Raw genomic sequence first — 21,795 nt, 5'->3', positions numbered from 1 at the left:
CGTTCAGCCAGATCAGGTACAGGGTCTTAGCCTCCATTCCTGTTCCCTTACATTTCGTCCATGTCACGATCCTGGGCGGCCCCGCCAGCCTCTCGCCAGAGCGGCGCCACTCACGTACAATCCGATGCCTCACAGCAAGGAGGGATGTCTCATGACCATACGAACGTGTGCGCCGCGTGTCGGGCTTCTGGTTGCGCTGGGAGCCGCGCTGCTACTGCCGGCCTCCACGCCGTGGGCCGGGACGGGTGCCGTGCGTCCGGGAAGCGGCTACATCATCGCCGGCCATCCGTTGGATGACCACGACCCGCAATACACGGTCAACGACTATCGCACCTACGTGATTGCCGGCTGCGTGCCGAAGCATCTGCCGATTAAGGGGCCCGTGGGTTCCGTATGGGTGGCCTGCAACGATCTGGATTACGCGAAGGACAAGGTCGTCGAAAGCCGGTTCGTATCCTGCCTGGAAATGTTTCAGGACGGCGTGCTGCAAGGGCTGTTCATCAAAGAGGTGAACAACCGCACGTGGGAATCGTTCCGGTTTTCCTGCCGGGAATTGCAGGCCGACGGCACGGTCGGGCCCCGTTGGGAGAAGAGCCCGTTCCTCTTCAATTACGAAAAAGAAGGCACACTGTTCGAGACCACGGTGCCGACAAACCGCCTTTCCATTGGCCTGTACGAGGTCTACAACAAGCTGCAACTCCGGGAGAGTCTCCTGCAGGTAGGGCTGGAACATGCCACCGCGGAGGATATCCACGAGAACGGGTTAAAGGGAAAAGATCCGCAATCCATCCAGGTCAGTCCCAGGGTGCCGGATGCGTTCGGACTGGGAGGCATCGCGGGCACGCACAAATGGGAATGTCCTCCGGGGATGGTGGTGACCGGCGCCGCCATCGGCCACGTGCCCGATAACAAGGGAAAACACACCCGGCCGGTCTATCTCCTCATGGAGTGCCGGAAACTGTTTCACGGATAGGAAAGAGTCGGAGATGGGGCGATATGAGGTTAGGTCTTTTTCCGTGCATGGTCGCTGTCCTGGCGATTCACGATTCGGCTGATGATCGAATAGAAGCCCACTGCCTGCCCGATCTCGGACAAGCTGGATCGAACACAAGGGGTAAGATCAGACAAAGGGGTCTGACCCCTTATTCCCTGAACCCCACACGATTTACGGAGACCAAATGGCATTATGCACTCCCACCTTCATCGGCCTATTGACTCCGTGGGATCACATAGCTCGCTCCACCAAAAATGGAAGTATAAGTGCCTCGTGTCGTTGCGCGCGCATTGACTGAGTCAACCCAGGCGCCGATAATGCGCCACACATTGGCCGATAAGGACGGAGCAGAGTCGCCCGTCTCAGACCGTTACAACTAGACAGTCACGGATTTCAGGGAGAGCTCAGTGAGTGGCCACGGCCACCCCCACGATTCGATCGTATTCTGTATCGGAAAGCCCCAACCAGTGCAGGATGAATCAGACGAGATCTGGGGCTTCCGTTTTTCTATGCCTCCGGTTTTGCGACGGAGCCTTCGTTCGAGGATCGTATGATTAGCGGACCCGGCGCGGCCATGCTGGACAGCAAGCTCTTTGTCTCACGCCTGAACGGCGACTTCCCCGACCTGTACGAGCGATGGTGGGATGGAGACGAGTGGATCTGGATCAACCACGGCAGACCTGCCGGCAGTGCTGTCACCGGCACGCCCGGCGCGGCGATGCTGGAGGAAAAGCTGTTTGTCGTCGTGGCCGACGGCAGTCTGTGGGAGCGGCATTGGCGGAGCGATCTCGGACGCTGGGCTTGGAACAGCCATGGCCGTCCCGGCAATCGTCCCATCGTGCACGGTCCCGGCGCTGAAATGATGAACGAGAAGTTCTTCGTCGTCACGGACGACGGGCATCTGTGGGAGCGGCATTGGCGGAACGACCAGGGGCGTTGGGTGTGGAACGACCACGGCACGCCGCCCGCCACCACCGTCGCGACAGCCCCTGGTGCAGCCATGATGGATAGCAAACTCTTCGTCGGCACCGCGAACGGGCGGCTCTACGAACGTGCCTGGAACGGTACCCAATGGGTCTGGGTCGATCATGGCCTGCCGGTCGGCACGTCGGTAGCCACGGCGCCTGGGGCGGCGATGATGAACAGCAAACTCTTCGTCGGCACCGCGGACGGACGACTGTTCGAGCGAGTGTGGAACGGCAGTCAGTGGGTCTGGGTCGACCACGGCGCTCCGCCCGCGACGACCGTCGCCACGGCCCCCGGCGCGGCGATGATGGACAGCAAGCTGTTCGTCGGAACCGGCAATGGGCACCTGTATGAACGGGTATGGAACGGCAGTCGGTGGGTCTGGGTGGACCACGACACCCCACCCGGCACCACCGTCAACGCCGCCCCCGGTGCCGCCATGATGGACAGCAAGCTGTTTGTATCCACGGCCAGCGGACGGTTGTACGAGCGCACGTGGGATGGGGCACGCTGGACCTGGGTGAACCACGGCACAGCCCTTCACGATCGCGCCGAGCATGCGGTGGGCAGCCCAGGATCTGATCCCAAACTCTCGATCCTGATCATGGGGGACGGGTATGCCGAGGCCGACATGACTGCCTATCGGTCACAGGTAACCAGCCAGGTTCTGGGCGCGTTGCGCCTGGACCTGCTGCTGTTGCATCAAGGCGCGTTCCGTGTCGTTCGTGTCGACTTGGTGTCGGTGGAGTCCGGCGTTCGAGAGCGACGCTACAACTCCAGGGGCACTATCATCTCCGATGTGTTCAAATCCTCCCGGCTCGGTCTCATCCCCAACGACAGCTGGGACCGTTGTTGGTTCGATATGTCGACGTTTACGGATGCGCGTATCGAAAAACTCCGCCAGCGGTTCGCTCCCGATGCCGACCATGTCATTGTGCTCGTCAAGTCGGACACCTGGGGTGGGTGCAGCTCGGTCGGCCCCGGCACCGGCTATTTTACGGAAGGCAGCGGAATGACGACCGTCGCCCATGAAATGGGGCACAACCTGTTTGCCCTGGGCGATGAATACGTCAGCGCCACGGAGACGTTCACCGGCGTGAGCAGGTACCCCAATACCTCGGAGGCGCCCTCAGAGTGGAACATGCTCAAATGGTTTGACCTCGTCGCCCCCAATACCCCGTTACCGACGAATGCAGCCCGTCCACCCGCCGGGTGGAATCGACGCACCAGCGTGGGCGCGTTTGAAGGGGCCGGAGGCTCCTATGCGACGGGGCTCTTCCGGCCGGTACTGGAATGCCGGATGAACCAAAACAATCCGCCCTGGTGTCCGGTCTGCGGGCGAAAGATTCTCACCGATCTGGAGGTGTTCGAATGAGCCCACACCCCCAATGGCGCGGGCAACGGCGTATCCGGGTCGCGCTCGAATTTAGTGCACGAGGAATTCGCCTCGCCGGCATGAAGCCACTGGAAGGGCCGGCCGTCCAACGGCCGGTTCTGGAAGGAAGCTATCTGGCTGAGGTCACGGTCGGTGGCACGACGGCGATCGTGCATTCGTTCAACGATCCGCGATCGGTTCGCGGGATTTCCAGGCCGCAACAGCCGGGACACAGCTTTACTCGCCAGGGCACGGCCGTCGTCTATGTCGATGTGCCGATCGCCCACGAAGCTCCGCTGGGGGACATCTTGATCAACGTGACGGACCTCTCTAAGTTGCGCCAACGGCCGGTCGATCTGGCCGAGGTCCAAGCCCTGCTCGGCCGTGCGCCCAAAGGAATCCGCGCGGCAGGACGCATTACAGGTGAGCAGCTGCGGGCGCATCCCGATTGGGGGGCGTTGGGGCTCCCTGGTATTCCATCGGCGCCACGCCTTGGATTCTATGAAATTTACCGTGATCGAGAGAAACAGGTCCGGTGGCGCCTTCGTCACAGCGACGGGCGAACTGTGGCCGAGTGCGCCGGGCCGTACCCAAGCCGTGCCGAGTGTGAAGCAGACCTCCGTTGGATGAAAGAATCGGGCTCACGAGCGGTTGTCCGTTCGCTCGATATTCCATCTCCACCGACAGCCGCGAAGAAGCGGAAGTAGCTCTCTGCTGAACGTTCGGATGCCCCCGGCACACCCACACCTCACCCCCCGAACGATCGGCCTTGCCGGACGCTGATGCAATCTGGTGCTAGGCATTGCGGCAGGCGGTGACGTAGTGGAGCGCTCGCGGAAATGCTAAGCGAAGCCAACGGGCCATGCCACCTGCCCTAACTGATCAAGGGACACAATTCAAGATCCGACCCCGATTTGACCGCCTTTCCATTGGCCTGTACGAGGTCTACAACAAGCTGCAACTCCGGGAGAGTCTCCTGCAGGTAGGGCTGGAACATGCCACCGCGGAGGATATCCACGAGAACGGGTTAAAGGGAAAAGATCCGCAATCCATCCAGGTCAGTCCCAGGGTGCCGGATGCGTTCGGACTGGGAGGCATCGCGGGCACGCACAAATGGGAATGTCCTCCGGGGATGGTGGTGACCGGCGCCGCCATCGGCCACGTGCCCGATAACAAGGGAAAACACACCCGGCCGGTCTATCTCCTCATGGAGTGCCGGAAACTGTTTCACGGATAGGAAAGAGTTGAACTAGGACGTGGGGCGAGGAATCTAGCAACTATGCCATGGCCGACGTTAGCCTGAGTGGTGTCGCGACACAGTCACCCGGATTTATTAGCGGAATGGTTCTGAGCATGATGCCCAATCCGTCCCGGTGCCGCGCCCAGTACAAGACCTGCTCCCAAATTGTGGTGATCAATTCTCCGCCCACAGCGAGGGCGACTTGACACGATATCGATTCGCTGCAGCGCCCTGGCTAGGTCACGTCATCCAATACTAAAAATAATCACCGAACTCTCGTCCAGAGTGCTCAAACTCTGCCGGAATGCCTGAATACCGTCGAACATCCACTTACCTGCATCTGGCTCGTCTGTCTCGTTGAACCCACAAAAATAATCGCGCATTGCCTGCTCTGAAAACTGACCGTCCAGCTTCGAGAGAAATGCCCGCTTGTGAGCATCGGTAAAAATAAAGTGCGTCGCCTTGCGAGAATCGGTGAGAAACTTGCCAAGCTCATCATACTCCGAGTCCATGAGCGTGATCTGGTGCTGCTCGTCCAAATACGGCAAAAGCGTGCCTAGAACAAAGCCTGACCACTGATAGTCGGCGACCTCCTGGCCATGCTGCTGCAAATAGTCGAGGTAACTGTCGCGTGGCGTGCCAAAGAGCCGCTTCCTGGGAAGGGCGACCTGACGAAGACCCTCAATAGCGGTCTTTGGTAGCTTGATGAATGATGCAATGGCAGACATAAACACACAGCCGTCTAATAGTCAGGTGACTCACCCTGTCGCCAATTCGCTGCAGCGCGCTGGTTAGCCCACTGGTAATTTCTTTCCAACATTGAGCCCAAGGCGTAATACCGCTGCGAGGTTCTGTGGTGGTGTCGGATAAGTGACGCCCATGCGTCGCCAAAAATCCACAAAGACCCAAAAATCTCCAAGCGTGAACTCGTCATTGGGATGCGCCTTTGCCTCGGGAGTAGGCAACGAGTCAACGTCCACGATGTATGGCTGAATGACCTGCGGTGAAATGCCAATGGATGAAGCCAAGCGTGACGGCTCCGTGTCGTAACCGGACATGCGCTGAAAGTCGTCGGGTGACTCCTCCTTCCAATAGCGAGAACGAGAACAGAAGGCATGCAACTCCGTGCCGCCTGAACAGCAAAGATGCTCCCAATACTCATCATCATAAACGTGAACTGTAGAAACGAGCCAACCCTGCGAAGCTGCGAGAGTGCGCACCAATGGAAAGTCGTGGATGTTGAAATACGCCGGCCAGAATATCACCGTCCAGCCAGCGACAGGGGCATAAATCTGTGCATCGCGCTGGGGGACCAGCTGCGAATCAACTGGAAGAGACTCGCAAGGCACGCCGTATGACTTCATGTGATCGATGACAACGCGTGCCAGGTCGGCAACAGAATCCGTTTTGAATGCGGTGACTGCGAGGAAGTATCCCATTATGGTGTAGTGCGAAGTGGGCTAACTATGTTTCCGCCGATCCGCATAAGATCTGGATCCGCCAGTCCCCACATGCGGAAAAGGTGCCAAGAAGCATCATGGGCACCCTATGCCTGCAAGTAAGTTTTATCCCCTCCCACGTCAATGATACCCATGAACAGACGCGGCAGATACCTACGCCGAGCTTGCGGTCCTGTCAAGCAGAACGGAAACGTACCGTGCGCTGTCCCACACGCTGTCCGCCTCGCCATGAATCAAAAGCCTCGGCATAACTAGGGCTCCTCCTAGGGTCGGCCCTGGCCCCCGATGTGGTACTTCACTTGTGTACACATCGGGCGAACCCAGGAGGCCTCATATGATGACAAGATTCATAACAAGACGTTTTGCACTGATGCCCGGATTGCTCCTCACCCTCGGCGGCTGTATGACGAATGCCACCGTCGAGTTGACGAAGGCGCCGTTCGACGCGACGACCCAACTCACCAACGGCACATCCGGAGCCACCAAAGAGTTCCTCGATCCGACGACCGAATTCACGTCGAGCACCACACCGGGCGCGCTCGCCGACGGCCGTCTGCTCAGGGCCAAACAAAAGGCCACCGTCTTCGCGATGCATACCCACGAAAATCTCCGCGCGGACATCGCCCGCGGCCAGGGAGAATATCTTGCGTCGTTGGCTGCCCTCACCGGCGTCTCTGCAGACCGGTACCCGGACTTTCAGGCGACGATGATCGGTTCGTATCCCACGCTGTTCGATCAGCAATTGTCGCTCTCACAGTCGAATGAGCGAGTGATCGATCTGGCTTGGACAAATGGCTATGGCATGCCACAGCCGGCAGTGAAGTGATCGCGTTCCCGATGCCTCATCGTGGACCCGATTAATTCAGGTGAGCTCGTGAAGGCACAGACCATCACGACATCGTCGCAACATGACACAGCATGCCTGTCTACCGCATAAATACACGTATTCTCACGTGCCTTGACGGTTGACAGGGTCGTGCGAGCGGCGTAGGTTTCGGTCGTCTGACGGAACCTATGGCCAACATCAGCATCCATGGACGTATCATCGATGAGCGGGGGGCCGGCATCGCCGGCTTGACCGTTCGCGCGCTCGACTTCGATCCTGTTTTTAGCGAAGACGATGTGCTGGGCGTCGGCAAGACAGAAGGCGACGGCACCTTTCTCATTTCCTACTCGCCGGACGCCTACCGCACCTGGAAGGTCGATCGGAATCCCGACCTCGTCGCCCAGATATTCGGCCCCATCCACGCAGACCCGGCACTCTTCGGCACGCGCCTCCTGCACGAAACCCCGGAAGCGAAAGATGTCACCGACTCGAACCACGAGGTCGGCACCATCACCATCCATCGCAACAACATCGAGGGCTGGCTCGTCACCCATACGACGTTGAACCCCGCAGTCGGAGAACCCGTCGCGCTTTTTCACCACAACCGCATCACACACTTGATCGACGGGGCGAAGATGTTCCCCGCGGTGACCGACGCCGCCGAGGGCGCCACCGAATCCATCAACCTGATGACGCTGTTTTTCGACGTCGGCAACAATTTCATCACCAAGTTCAAAAAAACCAGCTTCGACCGTTTCAACCCTCCCTCCACCGGCTGCAAGCAGGCGGCGGAGGCCACTCTGGAAGAGGTGCTCAAGAACAAGGGCGGCAAGCCGGTGAACGTGCTGGTGACGAACCTGCCGCTCTCCGCGGAAGACACCGTGACCGAGGTGGCGGAGTTTTTTGCCCAGACGGCGGGCGTGCGCACCAATGCGTTCAACAAGGGCTTCGCCCTGCTGCATGCCAAGGCCATCGTGGTGGATGGGGACCACGCCATCCTCATGGGGTCGCCGCTGAAACAGTACTACTTCAGCGACACCGACCATGCCATCCGGGACGCGCGCCACAAGGGCTCGCTCATGCACGACGTCAACACCGATCTCAAAGGCCCGGCGGTGTCTCACATCGAAAAGACGTTCGCGAGCATCTGGAATGCCACCGGCAAACCGATGCTCATCCCTCCGCCGAAGACCTTTCCCGAACTGGCGGTGACGCCCGACGGCGACGTGGCCTCGGTGCAGGTTCTGCGCACGCTGCCGGGCGGCTCGATCAAGCGCGTCAACCCGAGCGATGAAGACCTGCCCTACGGCGAAACCGGCATCCTCGAAGCCTACGAGCGCGCCATCGCCAATGCTCAGCGGTACATCTACATCGAGAACCAGTACTTCACCTCTCCCGAGATCGTCGATGCGCTCATCGCGAGGATGAAAGATACGACCAAACCCCGGTTGCAGATCATCCTGGTCCTGAACCTGCGCCCCGACCTGCCCGGCTATCCGGATCGCCAGATCGATAACGTCAACCAACTCCGCAGCGCCGCCAAAACAGGCGGGCATCACCTGGGCGCCTACACCCTCTGGAGCCGATCGGAGAAAGCAGGCAGCGGCGGCCCGGGGAATCCGCGGCGCTACGACGTGATGCCGGTGTATGTCCACAGCAAGGTCGCCATCATCGACGACGTGTGGGCCACGGCCGGCAGCGCGAACCTCGACGGCACCTCGATGAACTACCACGAGATCGGCCTGATCATCACCGGCTCCATCCTCGACCGCGCGATCGAAAAGGCGAAGCTCACCAACGACCCGGGGAAATTTCTTTGGGAATTGTTCTGGTATCTCTTTTTCTTCGTCTTCAAGCAGATCCTGTTCGATCTCAAGACATTGCTCGTCCTGCTCTTCGTCGCCTACAAACTGATTTTCGACTTCAAGGAAACGCTGGAGACCATCCGCGAGACGTTGGGCGACGTGGCCGACATTCCCCAACTTGTGAAAGACATTTACACACGCACCGCCCGACATGCCCTTCCCAGTCGATCGCGCCAGCCGTCGCGCAGCGTGGAACTGAACCTGGTGATGTACAGCGGCATTGCCGGCCTGCCGGAGAACGGCGTGGTCAAGGCCCTGCGGCATGAACTGTGGCAGGAGCACCTGGGGCTTGCCTCGCTGCCGGATCGGCTCAAGACCTTGCCCGCCGACCCGACTTCCATGACGTGGGTCGCCGAATGGGAAGCCGCCGCCACACATCATGTGGATGCCATCAAGAACGAACAGGCGCCGCCCGCCGACCATGCGCCGCATCTGTTGCCCTGGATGCCGGAGACCAGCCCGAAGGACTATCTGGCCGCGCTCAAGATCCGCACGTCCACCCTGCGCAACAAGGCGCAGAAGTTCGATTTCAAAACCTGCAAGGTCGACGACAAGAAGGATCTGCTCCCGTGGCCGATCATCTAATCCAGAACGCCACCGCCGGGATCGGGCGGCTGCTGTCGTCCCTCGAAATCGTCCAGGGCGATGTCGAGGAGGCGCGCGCGTTCCTGAAACTATTGGGCTGGGAACTGCCGCCCGGCCTCGACGACATCGGCCTGGCCGCACTCAATCTCGGCGATTTCTTCACAAAGCTCGACGCGGTCATCGGCGCGTCCGATGCGGAATGGAACGACGACCTGGCCATGGCAGGCCGCATCGCCGACCTCGCGCTCGCGATCGAAGCCCTCACGCGGCAGATTCACGACCTGGCGCAGACCCTGCCCGCCAAACTGGCGGCCTTCGGCGACTACGTCGAGCGTACGCAGATCCATAAAGAACTGCCGAGACGCCTCTTCGATTTTCTCGTCGCGAATTTCCTGGCCCAGACTTCGCCGCTCAGTTACGCCGTCCTCCACCTGCTGAACATCATCGACTATCCCTACTACGCCGCGGATCCAGCAAAATTCCAAGTCGAACACGTGCGCGCCACGATCAACTATCACCTCTTCAAGGTAGCGGTCACGAGCCCCGATCAGCTCTTTACCGAGGCCTACGGCTGGCATACGCCCGACTTCCAATCGATGACCTTCCTCACCAGGCTGAGTCAACTGCTGCAAACGCTGGGGCTACGGAGTCGTATCCAACCCATGAGTCCCCAGGCGCAAGAGGCCTGGCTGGGACGAGCCGAAACAAGTTCCAACCCACCGCCGCAACTCATCACCTTCCTGCACGAGGAACGCGGCTCCGCATTCGGGGTGCGACTGGGCCTCTCGCTCTTCGGCGCCGCCCCCACATCGGCAGGCGCGAGTGATGCCGGCCTCGGCCTCGCCCCCATCTTTCAAGGCCACGCAGAGGGTGCCGTTCCGTTCCCTCGCCTGGAGGACACGCGGATTGAATGGTCCGGCAACGTGGACGTACTCAAGCGGCTGGCGGTGATCCTCAGGCCCGGGCAGGACCTCACCCTTCGCAAGGGAGCCGGGCTCGCCGATGCCCTCAACGGCCGCTTCACGCTGGGGCTTCGGCACGGCCAACCCGCCGGCGAGTTCAAGCCGTTGGTGCGGTTCCCCGGCGGCTCGGCCCTGCGTTATCAGCAGTTCGCCGTCGCAGGCGGCCTCGACGCCTCCTCGGCGACCCGCATGGAGACGTTCGTGGAGCTTGCGCTGCTGGGGCTCCGCTTCGACCTCTCACTCGCAGATGCAGACAACTTCATCCAAGGCACGGTCGGGCGCGAGTCTGTCCAGGCCCCGTTCGATCTCACGTTGCGCTGGAGCAGCCGAGAGGGACTGTCGTTCCCAGGCAGCGGCGGACTCCACGTGGCGTTGCCGTTGCAGCAGGCCGTCGGCCCCGTGAAGCTGGATGCGGCCCACATCGGCATCGACGTGGGCGAAGAAGGCATCGACACGGAAACCAGTATCAACGCCCGCTTAGTGCTCGGCCCGGTCACCGCGACCGTCGAACGGATCGGTGTCACCGTTGATCTGTCTTTCATGGAAGGCAACCTTGGCCTCTTCGGCCTGTCGCCGCGCTTCAAGCCGCCGACCGGCATCGGCCTGGCGATCGCAACGGCGGGGGTGACCGGCGGCGGGTTCCTGGGCTTCGATCCCCAACGCGCCGAATACAGCGGGATGCTCCAACTGGAGCTGGCCGAGACGATCGCCCTCAAAGCCCTGGGCCTGCTCACCACCAAGATGCCCGACGGCAGCAAGGGCTACTCGCTCATTATCATCTTGACCGCCGAAGGCTTCGCGCCCATCCCGGTCGGCTTGGGCTTCACCCTCACCGGCATCGGCGGGTTGGTCGCGTTGCATCGCACCGTCCGTACGGATGTCCTGCGCGACGGCCTCAAGACCGGGACGTTGAACTCCATCTTGTTTCCGCCCGATCCCCTCCGGAATGCCCCGCAGATCTTCAGTGACTTGCGCCGCGTGTTCCCACCGACCGCCGGTCGCCATGTGGTGGGCCCGATGGTGCAACTCCGCTGGGGCAGTCCCACCCTGCTCACGCTCGACCTGGCCCTGCTCGTCGAACTGCCGGCGCCGATTCGGGTCGTGGTCTTGGGCCGGCTGCAAGTCTTGCTGCCGGACCAGAGCCATCCGTTGGTGCAGATCCGCATGGATGCCCTGGGTGTGCTGGATGTGAGCGCCGAGACCGTCTCGTTGGATGCGACGCTGTATGACTCGCGCATTCTCCAATTCACCCTGACCGGCGACATGGCGTTACGCGCGGGCTGGGGCCGTCAGCCGCAGTTCGTGCTGGCCATCGGTGGCTTCCATCCCCGCTTTGCCGCACCGCCGGGTTTGCCCGCCTTGAAGCGACTGGCGCTGCAGCTGGCCGATGGCGACTCGCTCCAGTTACGCTGCCAGGCGTACGTCGCCGTCACCTCCAATACGGTGCAGTTCGGCGCCCGGGTGGATCTGCATGCCGCGGGGGGTGGGTTCAGCTTCGATGGCATGCTCGGCTTCGATGCGATTATCCAATTGGCCCCCTTGGCCTTCGAGGTGGAGGTCGGCGCCGCGCTGGCCCTGCGCTATCGCGGGCGGCTGCTGGTGGGAGTCTCGTTCAAGGGGCGTCTGGCCGGCCCCACGCCCTGGCAGGTGGAGGGCAAGGCCTCGATCAAGCTCCTGTTCTTCTCGGTGTCGGTGTCCTTCTCGCGGACGTTCGGGAGCAAGACGGCGCCGCCGCTGCCGGCGGCGGTGGATGTCGTGGGCTTGATCGCGACGGCTCTGGCCGACCGGCGCAATTGGAGTGGGGCAGTCCCCCGCAGCAGCGCCCCGGTGGTAACCATTCGGGAGACGCCTCCGCCGGCCAGCGGCCTGCGCGTGCATCCCTGGGCGGAGCTGACGTTGCGCGAGCGGATCGCGCCGTTGAACAGACCCCTCACGAAGCTGGGGACGGCCCCGCTGGTCGGCGGGCCCACGACGGTGACGGTCACGGTGACGGATCGCGCCGGCGCGCAGCCCTGGCGCACGACGCCGGTCCACGAGCCCTTCGCCCTGGCCCAGTTCGAAGACCTGCGCGAGGATGAGCAGTTGGCGCAACCGGCGTTTGTGCCCTTACAGGGCGGCCTCACGGTGGCCGCTGACGACCTGGCGGTGGACGACGAGGCCGGGCTCGCGGCGCCGATTGCCTATGAGACGCTCTTGATTGATCCGACGCGGCCGCCGGAGCGGCCGAAGCCGGGCTACGTACTCTCGGCGGCAGTGTTGGCCCGCGTCGCCCCCTTCGGCGCCGCCGGCCAAGCCCCGGCGCGGAAACGGCGACGGGGCCACGCGGTCGCTCTGGTAGAACGGTGACGAGGATGCCTCGATGAACAAAAAACTCGATCCCGGACTGCGGTCGAAACTTCGTACCAACCGGGCAGCCGATGCGGCAGCCGCAGCCGTGCCAAGAACACGCTCCCGCGCAAAGAGTGAGCAGGTGGGCGTCATCGTCGCCTTCACCGGCAACGTGAACGACCTGACCGCCGTCGGCTTCGTGCAGCGCACGCTCGTGCGTCATCCGCGCAAGGGCTACGGCATCGCCACCGGCACCATCGCGTTCGACCGCCTCGACGATCTCGCAGCGATCCCCCACGTCACCGCCGTGGAGGGGCCGCGCCGCATGCATCGCGAACTCAACTTCAGTTTGAAAGAAATCCGCGCCACGGCCGTACACACCGGCCCCCTGTCGCGCAAAGGAAAAGGCGTCGTCGTCGGCATCATCGACAGCGGCATCGACTGGCGGCACGGCTCGTTCGTCGATGCGAACGGGAAATCGAGGATTCTCGCGATCTGGGATCAAATGTTGCCTTTCCGGGCGGGCGATACGAGGGGACCCAACAATATCGGGGTCGTCTACGACCAGGACCGACTCACCCAAGCGCTGAAAGGCCGGGCCAGGGTACGCACCAAGGATGTCGATGCGAGCAACAACCGGGAGGGCCACGGCACCCATGTCGCGGGCATCGCCGCAGGTAACGGCACGCCTCCTACCTGCTGCCACGTCAGCCAAACCTATGTGGGCGTGGCACCGGAGGCCGAGCTCATCGTCGTTCGCTACGACTATACCGACGCGGAGGAGATCGGAGAAAACCAGCGCCTTATTGAAGCCATCGATTTCATCTTCGGGTTTCTCGGCAGCATCGACAAACCGAAGGTCATCAACATCAGTCAAGGCGACAACCTGGGCCCACATGACGGCACGAGCGCCGTCGAGCTGGCGATCGACGCCCACGTGGAAACCGGCGACTTCCTGCACCATCCGCAGCTCGTCGTCAAATCGGCCGGCAACGAAGGCGGCGCACTCAGGCACGTGCAGGGTCGCGTGCCGAGTAACGGGAATCTGGAGATTGAATTCGAAGTACCCGAGGGTCGCAGGTTTGAAACGCTGCTCGACCTCTGGTACGACCGGGCCGGCACGCTGAACCTGACCGTCACCGCTCCGGGTGGCGCCGCCAGCGGGGTGGTCAACCATGGCACCGACCTTCCGGCCAATGCCGCCGCCCCGCCGTTTATCGCCAATCCCGCGGCTGCCGCCAACCGTCAGACTCGAGTCTCGATCGACGGGACCATCAACGGCGAACATGACCGGGACAATAACTTTCGTATTACCATCGCACGCCCCCGGCGTGGAAACATCCTCCACGGCCCTTGGAAGCTGACGCTCGCCAACCCGAATGCCGGGGATGTCAATTTCCACTGCTGGATCGAACGCGGCACGAACACACCCTGGTTTCTCCCGCCGAAAACTCCGGATGACGGCAAGGTGCGGGCAAGCCTCGACGCGACCCTCAGCATTCCCGGGACCGCCGACCAGGTCATCACGGTCGCCAACCACGCGTCGCGCACGAGTCGCTGCGATTGCTGGCCCTCGACGGGCATCGTGTCCTCGTCGAGCCGAGGCCCCGTCGCAAGGGGCGCCGCGACTAACCGCAAGCCGGACATCGCCGCGCCGGGGTTGGAGATCACGTCCGCCAAAGCCGATGCCGCCAACTTACGCGGGCGCTGTTGCGACTGCTGCCCCGATGCCTGTTGTTGTCTCTATGAAGACCTGACCGGCACCAGCATGGCGGCCCCCCATGTGGCCGGCGCCATTGCGCTGCTGCTGGAAGAAAATCCCCGCCTGACGAGGGCCGACATCGTCCGCCACCTGCAGGCGACGGCGCGAGACCGGCCGGCCGGCGGATGGGACGCGACCTGGGGCGGGGGAAAACTCAACATCCAAGCCGCCATCGATGCGGTGCGTGCAGCAGCAGCCGGGGGCGGCGGTGCCGGAGGCGGTGGAGGCGTCCCTCGGATCTCTCCGCCGTCCGGCTTGGATGAATCGATCCAGCGCGAGCCAAAAGCGTCGGCCATCACCGGGAACTCTGCGCCGTTCACGTCCTGGCTCCGCACGCTCCGCGAGCGGCTCAAGGACTATCCTGAAGGCGAACATGTCGCCGCTGCCATCAGCCGCCACTTCAGCGAAGCCCGGCGCCTGATCAACAGCAACCGGCGCATCGCGACCATGTGGCATCGAGCGGCGGGACCGGCGCTCTTGCGGCGGCTCATCCACGGCACGAACGCCGTTGACGGTCCCCTGTCGATCGAGAAAGAATCAGCCTCCCGATACCTCGACCGTTGTCTGGACCTGCTGGCCAGACAGGGCAGTCCAAGACTGCGGCAGAGCCTCGACCGGTACCACTTTTTTGTCTCCATGCTGCTGACGGAGAGTTTCACGGCTTCAACCGGATCACGGACCATGCCGCAACCATGAGTACAGCCGTCGGGTCGCTCGAACAATTGGCCGGTGAACTCGCGCGAGTGTTCGAACCGCTGGTGCAGCGCGCCGAAACCGGGACGCTGGACGACGTGCTGCCCTGGTTGGGCCTGCGCGTCTTCGAGATTGAGCCGGATGCGACTTCGCTGACTGACGCGCTTACCGCCACGGCTGCCGCTGCCGCCGAACTCGACCCCCTGCTCAACGACCTCGCCCAGGCCGTGACGCAGGACGATCGCGCAGCCATCGCCGCCACGGTCGCCGCCTTGCTGCAACAACTGCGTGCCACGCTCCAGGGCCTCGAGGGAATAGTGCGGGCTCTCCACACACTCGGCAATGATGCAGCCCTTCCACCTCAACACAGGACTGAACTCGCCGCCTTCGCTCGTCTGTTCCCGGAACGGCTCCTGCATCGTTTGGTGGCCGACTACTTCGAAGTCCGCTTCCCTCAGATCGCCCTGCTGCTGCTCGGCACCGGCGCGATCGAGGTCGTCGACGAGCCAGGCCTGCCGGAAGGGTCGCTTCACGGTCCCTACGTCCGGAAGACCCTGCATCTCAATCGCCTGCTGCAGCTCTTCACCGACCCGACGGGATTGTTGCGCGACGTCTATGGCTGGGGCGCGCCCTCGTTCGACGGCCTGACGCTGTTCAGGATGTTGCAGAGGTTACTACACGAGAAATTCGGCATCCCCGCTGAGATCCTGCACCCGTCCGGCGAGCCGGCGCTATTGGAAGCCTTCGGATTCAACGCCGAAGTCAATCCGACGTTCTCCCCTCCCGGCCTCGACGTCACGTTGCGCGCACCGACCTCGATCGAGCGCAGCGACACTCTCGACGAGAGCGCGTGGCAAGTGACCTTCGATACGGTCGTCCGCGTCAGTAGTGATCTGACCGCTTCCATCCGTCCGACCTTGGATCTCGATTTCCAGTTGCCGGCAGGAAGCGCGATGGACGTCACCGTGGGGGCCCGGTTCGTCCGCACAGGCGACGCCGAACCTTTTGTCGTGATCGGCTCGGCGGGAGGCTCTCGCTTAGCCATGCAGCGCGTCCGGGCTTCCGTGAAACTGGACCTGCATGTCGACTCGGCCGCACCGGCTCGCGCCACAATGGACCCGGCGATTGCCTTCGCCGTCGAGCACGGCGAGGTGGTGATTGATTTCTCCAAAGGTGATGGGTTTCTCGCGCAGGTTTTCCCTAAGGATGGTCTTGCCGTTCCGTTCGATCTCGCCGGTGAGTGGTCGTTCCGCCGTGGGCTCTCGCTGCAGGGCGGGGTGGGATTCGAAGCGACCCTACCCCTGCACGTCACCCTGTTCAATGCGATTTCGATCCAGCTGCTCCGGCTCGCCGTCCGGTCGCACAACGGCGAGGACCAGGGCATCGACATCGAGGCCGCCACCAACGCCGCCATCAAACTTGGCCCGGTCACGGCGACCATCGAGCAGGTGGGATTCTCTGCGAGCCTCCGGCTTCCTCCGAGCGGCGGAAACTTGGGCCCACTTGACCTCGCCCTCGGCTTCAAGCCGCCGACCGGCATCGGCTTAGCCATTACGACGCCGGGCCTGACCGGGGGCGGCTTTCTGGGCTTCGATCCCCAGCGCGCCGAATACAGCGGGATGCTCCAACTCGAACTGGCCGAGACGATCGCCCTCAAAGCCCTGGGCCTGCTCACCACCAAGATGCCCGACGGCAGCAAGGGCTACTCGCTCATTATCATCTTGACCGCCGAAGGCTTCGCGCCCATCCCGGTCGGCTTGGGCTTCACCCTCACCGGCATCGGCGGGTTGGTCGCGTTGCATCGCACCGTCCGTACGGATGTCCTGCGCGACGGCCTCAAGACCGGGACGTTGAACTCCATCTTGTTTCCGCCCGATCCCCTCCGGAATGCCCCGCAGATCTTCAGTGACTTGCGCCGCGTGTTCCCACCGACCGCCGGTCGCCATGTGGTGGGCCCGATGGTGCAACTCCGCTGGGGCAGTCCCACCCTGCTCACGCTCGACCTGGCCCTGCTCGTCGAACTGCCGGCGCCGATTCGGGTCGTGGTCTTGGGCCGGCTGCAAGTCTTGCTGCCGGACCAGAGCCATCCGTTGGTGCAGATCCGCATGGATGCCCTGGGTGTGCTGGATGTGAGCGCCGAGACCGTCTCGTTGGATGCGACGCTGTATGACTCGCGCATTCTCCAATTCACCCTGACCGGCGACATGGCGTTACGCGCGGGCTGGGGCCGTCAGCCGCAGTTCGTGCTGGCCATCGGTGGCTTCCATCCCCGCTTTGCCGCACCGCCGGGTTTGCCCGCCTTGAAGCGACTGGCGCTGCAGCTGGCCGATGGCGACTCGCTCCAGTTACGCTGCCAGGCGTACGTCGCCGTCACCTCCAATACGGTGCAGTTCGGCGCCCGGGTGGATCTGCATGCCGCGGGGGGTGGGTTCAGCTTCGATGGCATGCTCGGCTTCGATGCGATTATCCAATTGGCCCCCTTGGCCTTCGAGGTGGAGGTCGGCGCCGCGCTGGCCCTGCGCTATCGCGGGCGGCTGCTGGTGGGAGTCTCGTTCAAGGGGCGTCTGGCCGGCCCCACGCCCTGGCAGGTGGAGGGCAAGGCCTCGATCAAGCTCCTGTTCTTCTCGGTGTCGGTGTCCTTCTCGCGGACGTTCGGGAGCAAGACGGCGCCGCCGCTGCCGGCGGCGGTGGATGTCGTGGGCTTGATCGCGACGGCTCTGGCCGACCGGCGCAATTGGAGTGGGGCAGTCCCCCGCAGCAGCGCCCCGGTGGTAACCATTCGGGAGACGCCTCCGCCGGCCAGCGGCCTGCGCGTGCATCCCTGGGCGGAGCTGACGTTGCGCGAGCGGATCGCGCCGTTGAACAGACCCCTCACGAAGCTGGGGACGGCCCCGCTGGTCGGCGGGCCCACGACGGTGACGGTCACGGTGACGGATCGCGCCGGCGCGCAGCCCTGGCGCACGACGCCGGTCCACGAGCCCTTCGCCCTGGCCCAGTTCGAAGACCTGCGCGAGGATGAGCAGTTGGCGCAACCGGCGTTTGTGCCCTTACAGGGCGGCCTCACGGTGGCCGCTGACGACCTGGCGGTGGACGACGAGGCCGGGCTCGCGGCGCCGATTGCCTATGAGACGCTCTTGATTGATCCGACGCGGCCGCCGGAGCGGCCGAAGCCGGGCTACGTACTCTCGGCGGCAGTGTTGGCCCGCGTCGCCCCCTTCGGCGCCGCCGGCCAAGCCCCGGCACGCAGACGGCGACGAGCCACGGCACTCACGACGTAATTCAATTGGGATGACACACCATGCCTGAACAGACTGCAGCCACCTATCGCTTCTACTCCTGGCTTCGCCAAGGACTCCTCGCGGGCCTCTCCAGCCAGGCCACGGCGGGCCGCCTTGCGTTGCCCGTCCGTCTCCGGGTGAATGACCGTGCGCCCATCGACGTGAACGTGCAACTCTATGGTCCCGGCGACGTCACCGGCCTCGACGCGCGCGAGATCATCCGCACGGAGCCCCACGCCCACATGACCGACTTCGAGCCGAATTATTTTCCGGCCATCGAATTCGATCGCCCCGATTTTCCCTGGCTCTTCACGCCGGCGGCGGCCGACAGCGCGCGGCGCCTGCGACCGTGGATCTGTTTGATCGTCGTTCCCAAGGAACGGGCCACGCTCAAGACCAACCCGCAGCGGCCCTTGCCGGCGATCACCTGCGCACCTGAAGAGTTGCCCGATCTCGACCAGTCTTGGGCCTGGGCCCATGCCCAGATCGTGGCAAGCCAGAGCTCGACGCCCGATCCCTCGCCGCGCGCGACGTTGCAGAAGCTTCTGAACGACCATCCGGAACGCACACTCTCGCGGCTGCTGGCCCCGCGCCGCCTCGATCCCAATACCGCCTACTACGCCTGCCTCGTGCCCACCTACGACGTGGGGAAGAAAGCGGGGCTGGGCGAGCCGATCACGCCGGAAGATGAACAGGCATTAAAACCGGCTTGGGCGAAGAGCGCCGCGGCCGGACCGGTCACACTGCCGGTCTTTTTCCAGTGGGAGTTTCGGACCGGCCTCGCAGGAGACTTCGAATCGCTCGCGCGCCGATTGAAGGCCCAGCCCCTTCCGTCCACGGTTGGCTTGCGACCGGTGGACATCCGAACTCCCGGCTGGGGCATGCCGACGTTGCCGCCTGGAGCGCCGGGCAGCCTGTTGGATCTGGGTGGAGCCCTCCTGACTCCCGAGACTCAGCCGCGTGACTGGCCGGAGCAACCGCGCAAGACATTCCAACTCGCCCTCGGCGCTATCCTCAACGCACCGGCAGCGATGGCCGGCACGACCGGATCCCCCGCCCTCCTCGGCCCGCCCCTCTATGGGCAATGGTACGTAGACAGGGACAGCCTGCCTCCCGCAGACCAACCGCCGCACTGGTTCCGCGATCTGAATCTGGATCCCCGCCACAGAATCGCCGCCGGTATCGGCACGATGGTCATCCGCAACGAGCAGGAGCCGTTGATGGCCTCGGCCTGGGATCAATTGGAACAGGAACGACGGGATCGACAGCGGCTCAAACGCGCGCAGTTGGCGGAGGCCGTCGGCGACAGTCTCTCGAAGAAACACTTCGCCGCGCTCGACCCGGCCGGGCTGCTGCAACTCACGGGACCGGCGCTGCGAGCGTTGACGGGCATCGCCACATCCCCCACGACGCCGCCGACCGCCGCCGGCAACCTGTTGTCGGGCCATCCGGCCGTGACCGGCGCCTTTCGCCGTCTGACCCGCGCCCATGGTCCGATCGCGTCCCATGCCGCCACACTCGACGCGGTCCGGCTCCCCGCCACGTCGCCCGCCTCGACGGCCGGACAGGCGTTTCGCCCGCTCATGCAATTTTCCGTCGCGACCAAGCAGCGGCAGGCGCCGGCGTTGCGCGAATGGTCCGAGCTCAAAATGGACATGCTGCGGCGCCTGGCTCCGAAGGAGGCGGTGCTGGCCGCGGTGAAGAAAACGATGCCTACCATCGAGAATACGGAGTTGACGACATTCGCCCCAAGTTTCCCCCAGCCGATGTACGAACCATTGCGCGACTACGCACCGGACATGTTGTTGCCCGGCATGGACCAGGTGCCCTCGAACTCCATTGCGCTCCTCAAGACCAATCCCGAGTTGATCGAGGCCTATCTGGTCGGACTGAACCACGAGATGAGCCGCGAACTCCTGTGGCGCGGGTTTCCGACCGATCAACGCGGCACCTACTTCCGGCAATTCTGGGATGCCGGCGGCGATGAACTGCCAACCACCGATGCAGAGCGCGAGGCTCGTTTCGACATCACGCGGATCACCTCCTGGACGGCGGACAGCCGCCTTGGCTCCCACAGTGCGCGTGGCTCGGCGGTCGGCCAGATGGTGCTGCTCATTCGCGGCGACCTCCTCCAGCGTTACCCACGCGCCATGGTCTATGCCCTCGAAAGTGTCTGGTCGCCGGACGGCACGAGACGTGAGCTGGGCACGACGGAACGTTATCCGATTTTCCGCGCGACGCAGGCACCGGACATCACCATGCTCGGGTTTCCGCTGACCGAGGCGGACGTTCGCGGAGCCGACAACAAAGCCGGAGGACACCCGGGCTGGTTCTTCGTGCTGCAGGAACAGCCGACGGAACCGCGATTCGGCATGGATGTCGCCACGACCTATGGCGGTACCCCCGCGCATTGGCCGGACCTGACCTGGGGCAACCTGGCGCCGGACGAGGCCGCGCTGAAACAAATCGTGTATGTGCCGATCGATGGCCTGTTGAAAAACGCCGTCGTCGATCAGATTCCCTGGGGAAAAAATTCGGCGCATATGGCTACCATCACCAGACAACCGCCGTTCCGCGTGGCGGTCCATGCGAGAACCTGGCTGCCGGCCCGGCAGTAGCGGCGGAAAGAGACGAGATCATGCCCTATTTGGAACAAGAGACTGCGCGACTCCAGACGGCCCTGCAAGCCTTGGCCGCGCAACAGACTGCGTTGACGACCCAACTCACGACGCAACAGCAGGCAGTGACGGCGGCACAAGCCCAGCGCAGCAACGCGCAGAACGGCGTGGCCCAGGCCCAGGCCCGCATTCCGCCGCTGCAGGCAGCCGCCGCCGCAGCGGACGCTCAGGTCGCGGAGGCGCAACAGGATCTGCTCGATGCATCCGAACCGCCGCAAGGCATCCCCCCCGCCACCTGGAGGGCGCGCCTGGCCGCGCTGAGAAAAAAACTCGCGCTCGCCCAAACTGCCGCGACAGCCGCCCATGCGAAGGTGACGGAAGCACAGCAGGGCGTGGCGCAAGCGCAGGCGCAAGTACGGGCTTCGGATGTTCAGGTTTCGGCGGCGACCGCAGCGGTGCAAGCCACCCAGGCCGCGATCGCCGCCCTTCAACCTCGCCGGCAGGAACTGCAAACGAAGCTCGCGGAGATCGAGCGCATGAACGCAGAGATCACGCGCGACCCGCTGGCGAGGGAAACCCTGCAACAGGTGGCAGCGGGACTGTCCGCCCGCACAGCGACGTTGGAAGATACTCTTCTCACGACGCGGTTCGACTTGGAGGATGCGGAGACGCTCCTCGCAAGCGGGATCACCAGACGCAATGAACTGACGACGCTGCTCGCCGACCTCGCCAGGCAGATCCCGGAGGCGGAGGCGCAAGCGGCGCGGGCTCAAGAGGCGCTGGCGGCGGCCGAAGCCGAAATCAGCACGCATTTACAGGATGGGCCGTAGGTTTCTGTTAAAG

13 protein-coding genes are annotated in these 21,795 nt (G+C 63.4%); 11 read left to right on the top strand and 2 right to left on the bottom strand.

Translation table 11 applies throughout. The features are described from left to right. Positions 1-151: 151 nt before the first annotated feature. From H8K11_05140 to H8K11_05125, 4 genes are all read left to right on the top strand, one after another. A complete protein-coding gene (locus tag H8K11_05140; GenBank protein MCS6263123.1) occupies positions 152-973 on the top strand; it encodes a hypothetical protein in 822 nt (273 codons plus the stop codon). Positions 974-1,544: 571 nt separating this feature from the next. Further along, positions 1,545-3,335 carry a hypothetical protein gene (locus tag H8K11_05135; protein MCS6263122.1) on the top strand — a complete coding sequence of 597 codons (1,791 nt, stop codon included), beginning with the start codon at positions 1,545-1,547 and terminating at the stop codon, positions 3,333-3,335. Next, a complete protein-coding gene (locus H8K11_05130; GenBank protein ID MCS6263121.1) occupies positions 3,332-4,042 on the top strand; it encodes a DUF1508 domain-containing protein in 711 nt (236 codons plus the stop codon). The genes H8K11_05135 and H8K11_05130 overlap by 4 nt, the downstream gene beginning before the upstream one ends. Before the next feature lie 155 nt (positions 4,043-4,197). After that, positions 4,198-4,572, top strand: coding sequence for a hypothetical protein (locus tag H8K11_05125; protein MCS6263120.1), 375 nt, complete (start codon positions 4,198-4,200; stop codon positions 4,570-4,572). 248 nt (positions 4,573-4,820) lie between these two features. On the opposite strand, the gene H8K11_05120 is transcribed toward H8K11_05125, so the two are convergent. Then, positions 4,821-5,303 carry a hypothetical protein gene (locus tag H8K11_05120; protein MCS6263119.1) on the bottom strand — a complete coding sequence of 161 codons (483 nt, stop codon included), beginning with the start codon at positions 5,301-5,303 and terminating at the stop codon, positions 4,821-4,823. A gap of 63 nt (positions 5,304-5,366) precedes the next feature. Continuing rightward, entirely contained in the window at positions 5,367-6,014 is a 648-nt protein-coding gene (locus tag H8K11_05115) for a hypothetical protein (GenBank protein ID MCS6263118.1), read from the bottom strand. A 355-nt stretch (positions 6,015-6,369) separates the two neighbouring features. Here H8K11_05115 and H8K11_05110 point away from each other — a divergent pair, with 355 nt between their 5' ends. The 7 genes from H8K11_05110 (at position 6,370) to H8K11_05080 (ending at position 21,782) form a co-directional block, all read left to right on the top strand. After that, positions 6,370-6,861: a DUF3015 family protein gene (locus H8K11_05110; GenBank protein MCS6263117.1), complete on the top strand. Its 492-nt coding sequence runs from the start codon at positions 6,370-6,372 to the stop codon at positions 6,859-6,861. A 188-nt stretch (positions 6,862-7,049) separates the two neighbouring features. Next, positions 7,050-9,311, top strand: a complete 2,262-nt coding sequence (locus tag H8K11_05105) for a hypothetical protein (protein ID MCS6263116.1) — start codon at positions 7,050-7,052, stop codon at positions 9,309-9,311. Beyond that, on the top strand, positions 9,296-12,619 hold the full coding sequence (locus tag H8K11_05100) for a hypothetical protein (protein ID MCS6263115.1): 3,324 nt from the start codon (positions 9,296-9,298) through the stop codon (positions 12,617-12,619). The genes H8K11_05105 and H8K11_05100 overlap by 16 nt, the downstream gene beginning before the upstream one ends. A gap of 13 nt (positions 12,620-12,632) precedes the next feature. Then, complete coding sequence (locus tag H8K11_05095; protein ID MCS6263114.1) at positions 12,633-15,059, top strand: S8 family serine peptidase; 2,427 nt, start codon at positions 12,633-12,635, stop codon at positions 15,057-15,059. Then, positions 15,056-18,334, top strand: a complete 3,279-nt coding sequence (locus H8K11_05090) for a hypothetical protein (GenBank protein ID MCS6263113.1) — start codon at positions 15,056-15,058, stop codon at positions 18,332-18,334. The genes H8K11_05095 and H8K11_05090 overlap by 4 nt, the downstream gene beginning before the upstream one ends. Positions 18,335-18,354: 20 nt before the next feature. Continuing rightward, entirely contained in the window at positions 18,355-20,952 is a 2,598-nt protein-coding gene (locus tag H8K11_05085) for a hypothetical protein (protein MCS6263112.1), read from the top strand. 20 nt (positions 20,953-20,972) lie between these two features. Continuing rightward, a complete protein-coding gene (locus H8K11_05080) occupies positions 20,973-21,782 on the top strand; it encodes a hypothetical protein (GenBank protein MCS6263111.1) in 810 nt (269 codons plus the stop codon). Positions 21,783-21,795 lie beyond the last annotated feature (13 nt).

It is taken from the genome of Nitrospira sp., assembly GCA_024998565.1.
In the GTDB taxonomy this organism is placed as follows: Bacteria; Nitrospirota; Nitrospiria; order Nitrospirales; family Nitrospiraceae; genus Nitrospira_A.
This window is presented reverse-complemented; position numbering and strand designations above follow the sequence as displayed.

What these genes read in the sequence shown, in the direction of transcription:
- H8K11_05080 (MCS6263111.1), top strand. Translation starts at nt 20,973, where the DNA reads ATGCCCTATTTGGAACAAGAGACTGCGCGACTCCAGACGGCCCTGCAA.
- H8K11_05085 (MCS6263112.1), top strand. Translation starts at nt 18,355, where the DNA reads ATGCCTGAACAGACTGCAGCCACCTATCGCTTCTACTCCTGGCTTCGC.
- H8K11_05115 (MCS6263118.1), bottom strand. Translation starts at nt 6,014, where the DNA reads ATGGGATACTTCCTCGCAGTCACCGCATTCAAAACGGATTCTGTTGCC.
- H8K11_05130 (MCS6263121.1), top strand. Translation starts at nt 3,332, where the DNA reads ATGAGCCCACACCCCCAATGGCGCGGGCAACGGCGTATCCGGGTCGCG.
- H8K11_05110 (MCS6263117.1), top strand. Translation starts at nt 6,370, where the DNA reads ATGATGACAAGATTCATAACAAGACGTTTTGCACTGATGCCCGGATTG.
- H8K11_05140 (MCS6263123.1), top strand. Translation starts at nt 152, where the DNA reads ATGACCATACGAACGTGTGCGCCGCGTGTCGGGCTTCTGGTTGCGCTG.
- H8K11_05105 (MCS6263116.1), top strand. Translation starts at nt 7,050, where the DNA reads ATGGCCAACATCAGCATCCATGGACGTATCATCGATGAGCGGGGGGCC.
- H8K11_05095 (MCS6263114.1), top strand. Translation starts at nt 12,633, where the DNA reads ATGAACAAAAAACTCGATCCCGGACTGCGGTCGAAACTTCGTACCAAC.
- H8K11_05135 (MCS6263122.1), top strand. Translation starts at nt 1,545, where the DNA reads ATGATTAGCGGACCCGGCGCGGCCATGCTGGACAGCAAGCTCTTTGTC.
- H8K11_05090 (MCS6263113.1), top strand. Translation starts at nt 15,056, where the DNA reads ATGAGTACAGCCGTCGGGTCGCTCGAACAATTGGCCGGTGAACTCGCG.
- H8K11_05125 (MCS6263120.1), top strand. Translation starts at nt 4,198, where the DNA reads ATGCCACCTGCCCTAACTGATCAAGGGACACAATTCAAGATCCGACCC.
- H8K11_05120 (MCS6263119.1), bottom strand. Translation starts at nt 5,303, where the DNA reads ATGTCTGCCATTGCATCATTCATCAAGCTACCAAAGACCGCTATTGAG.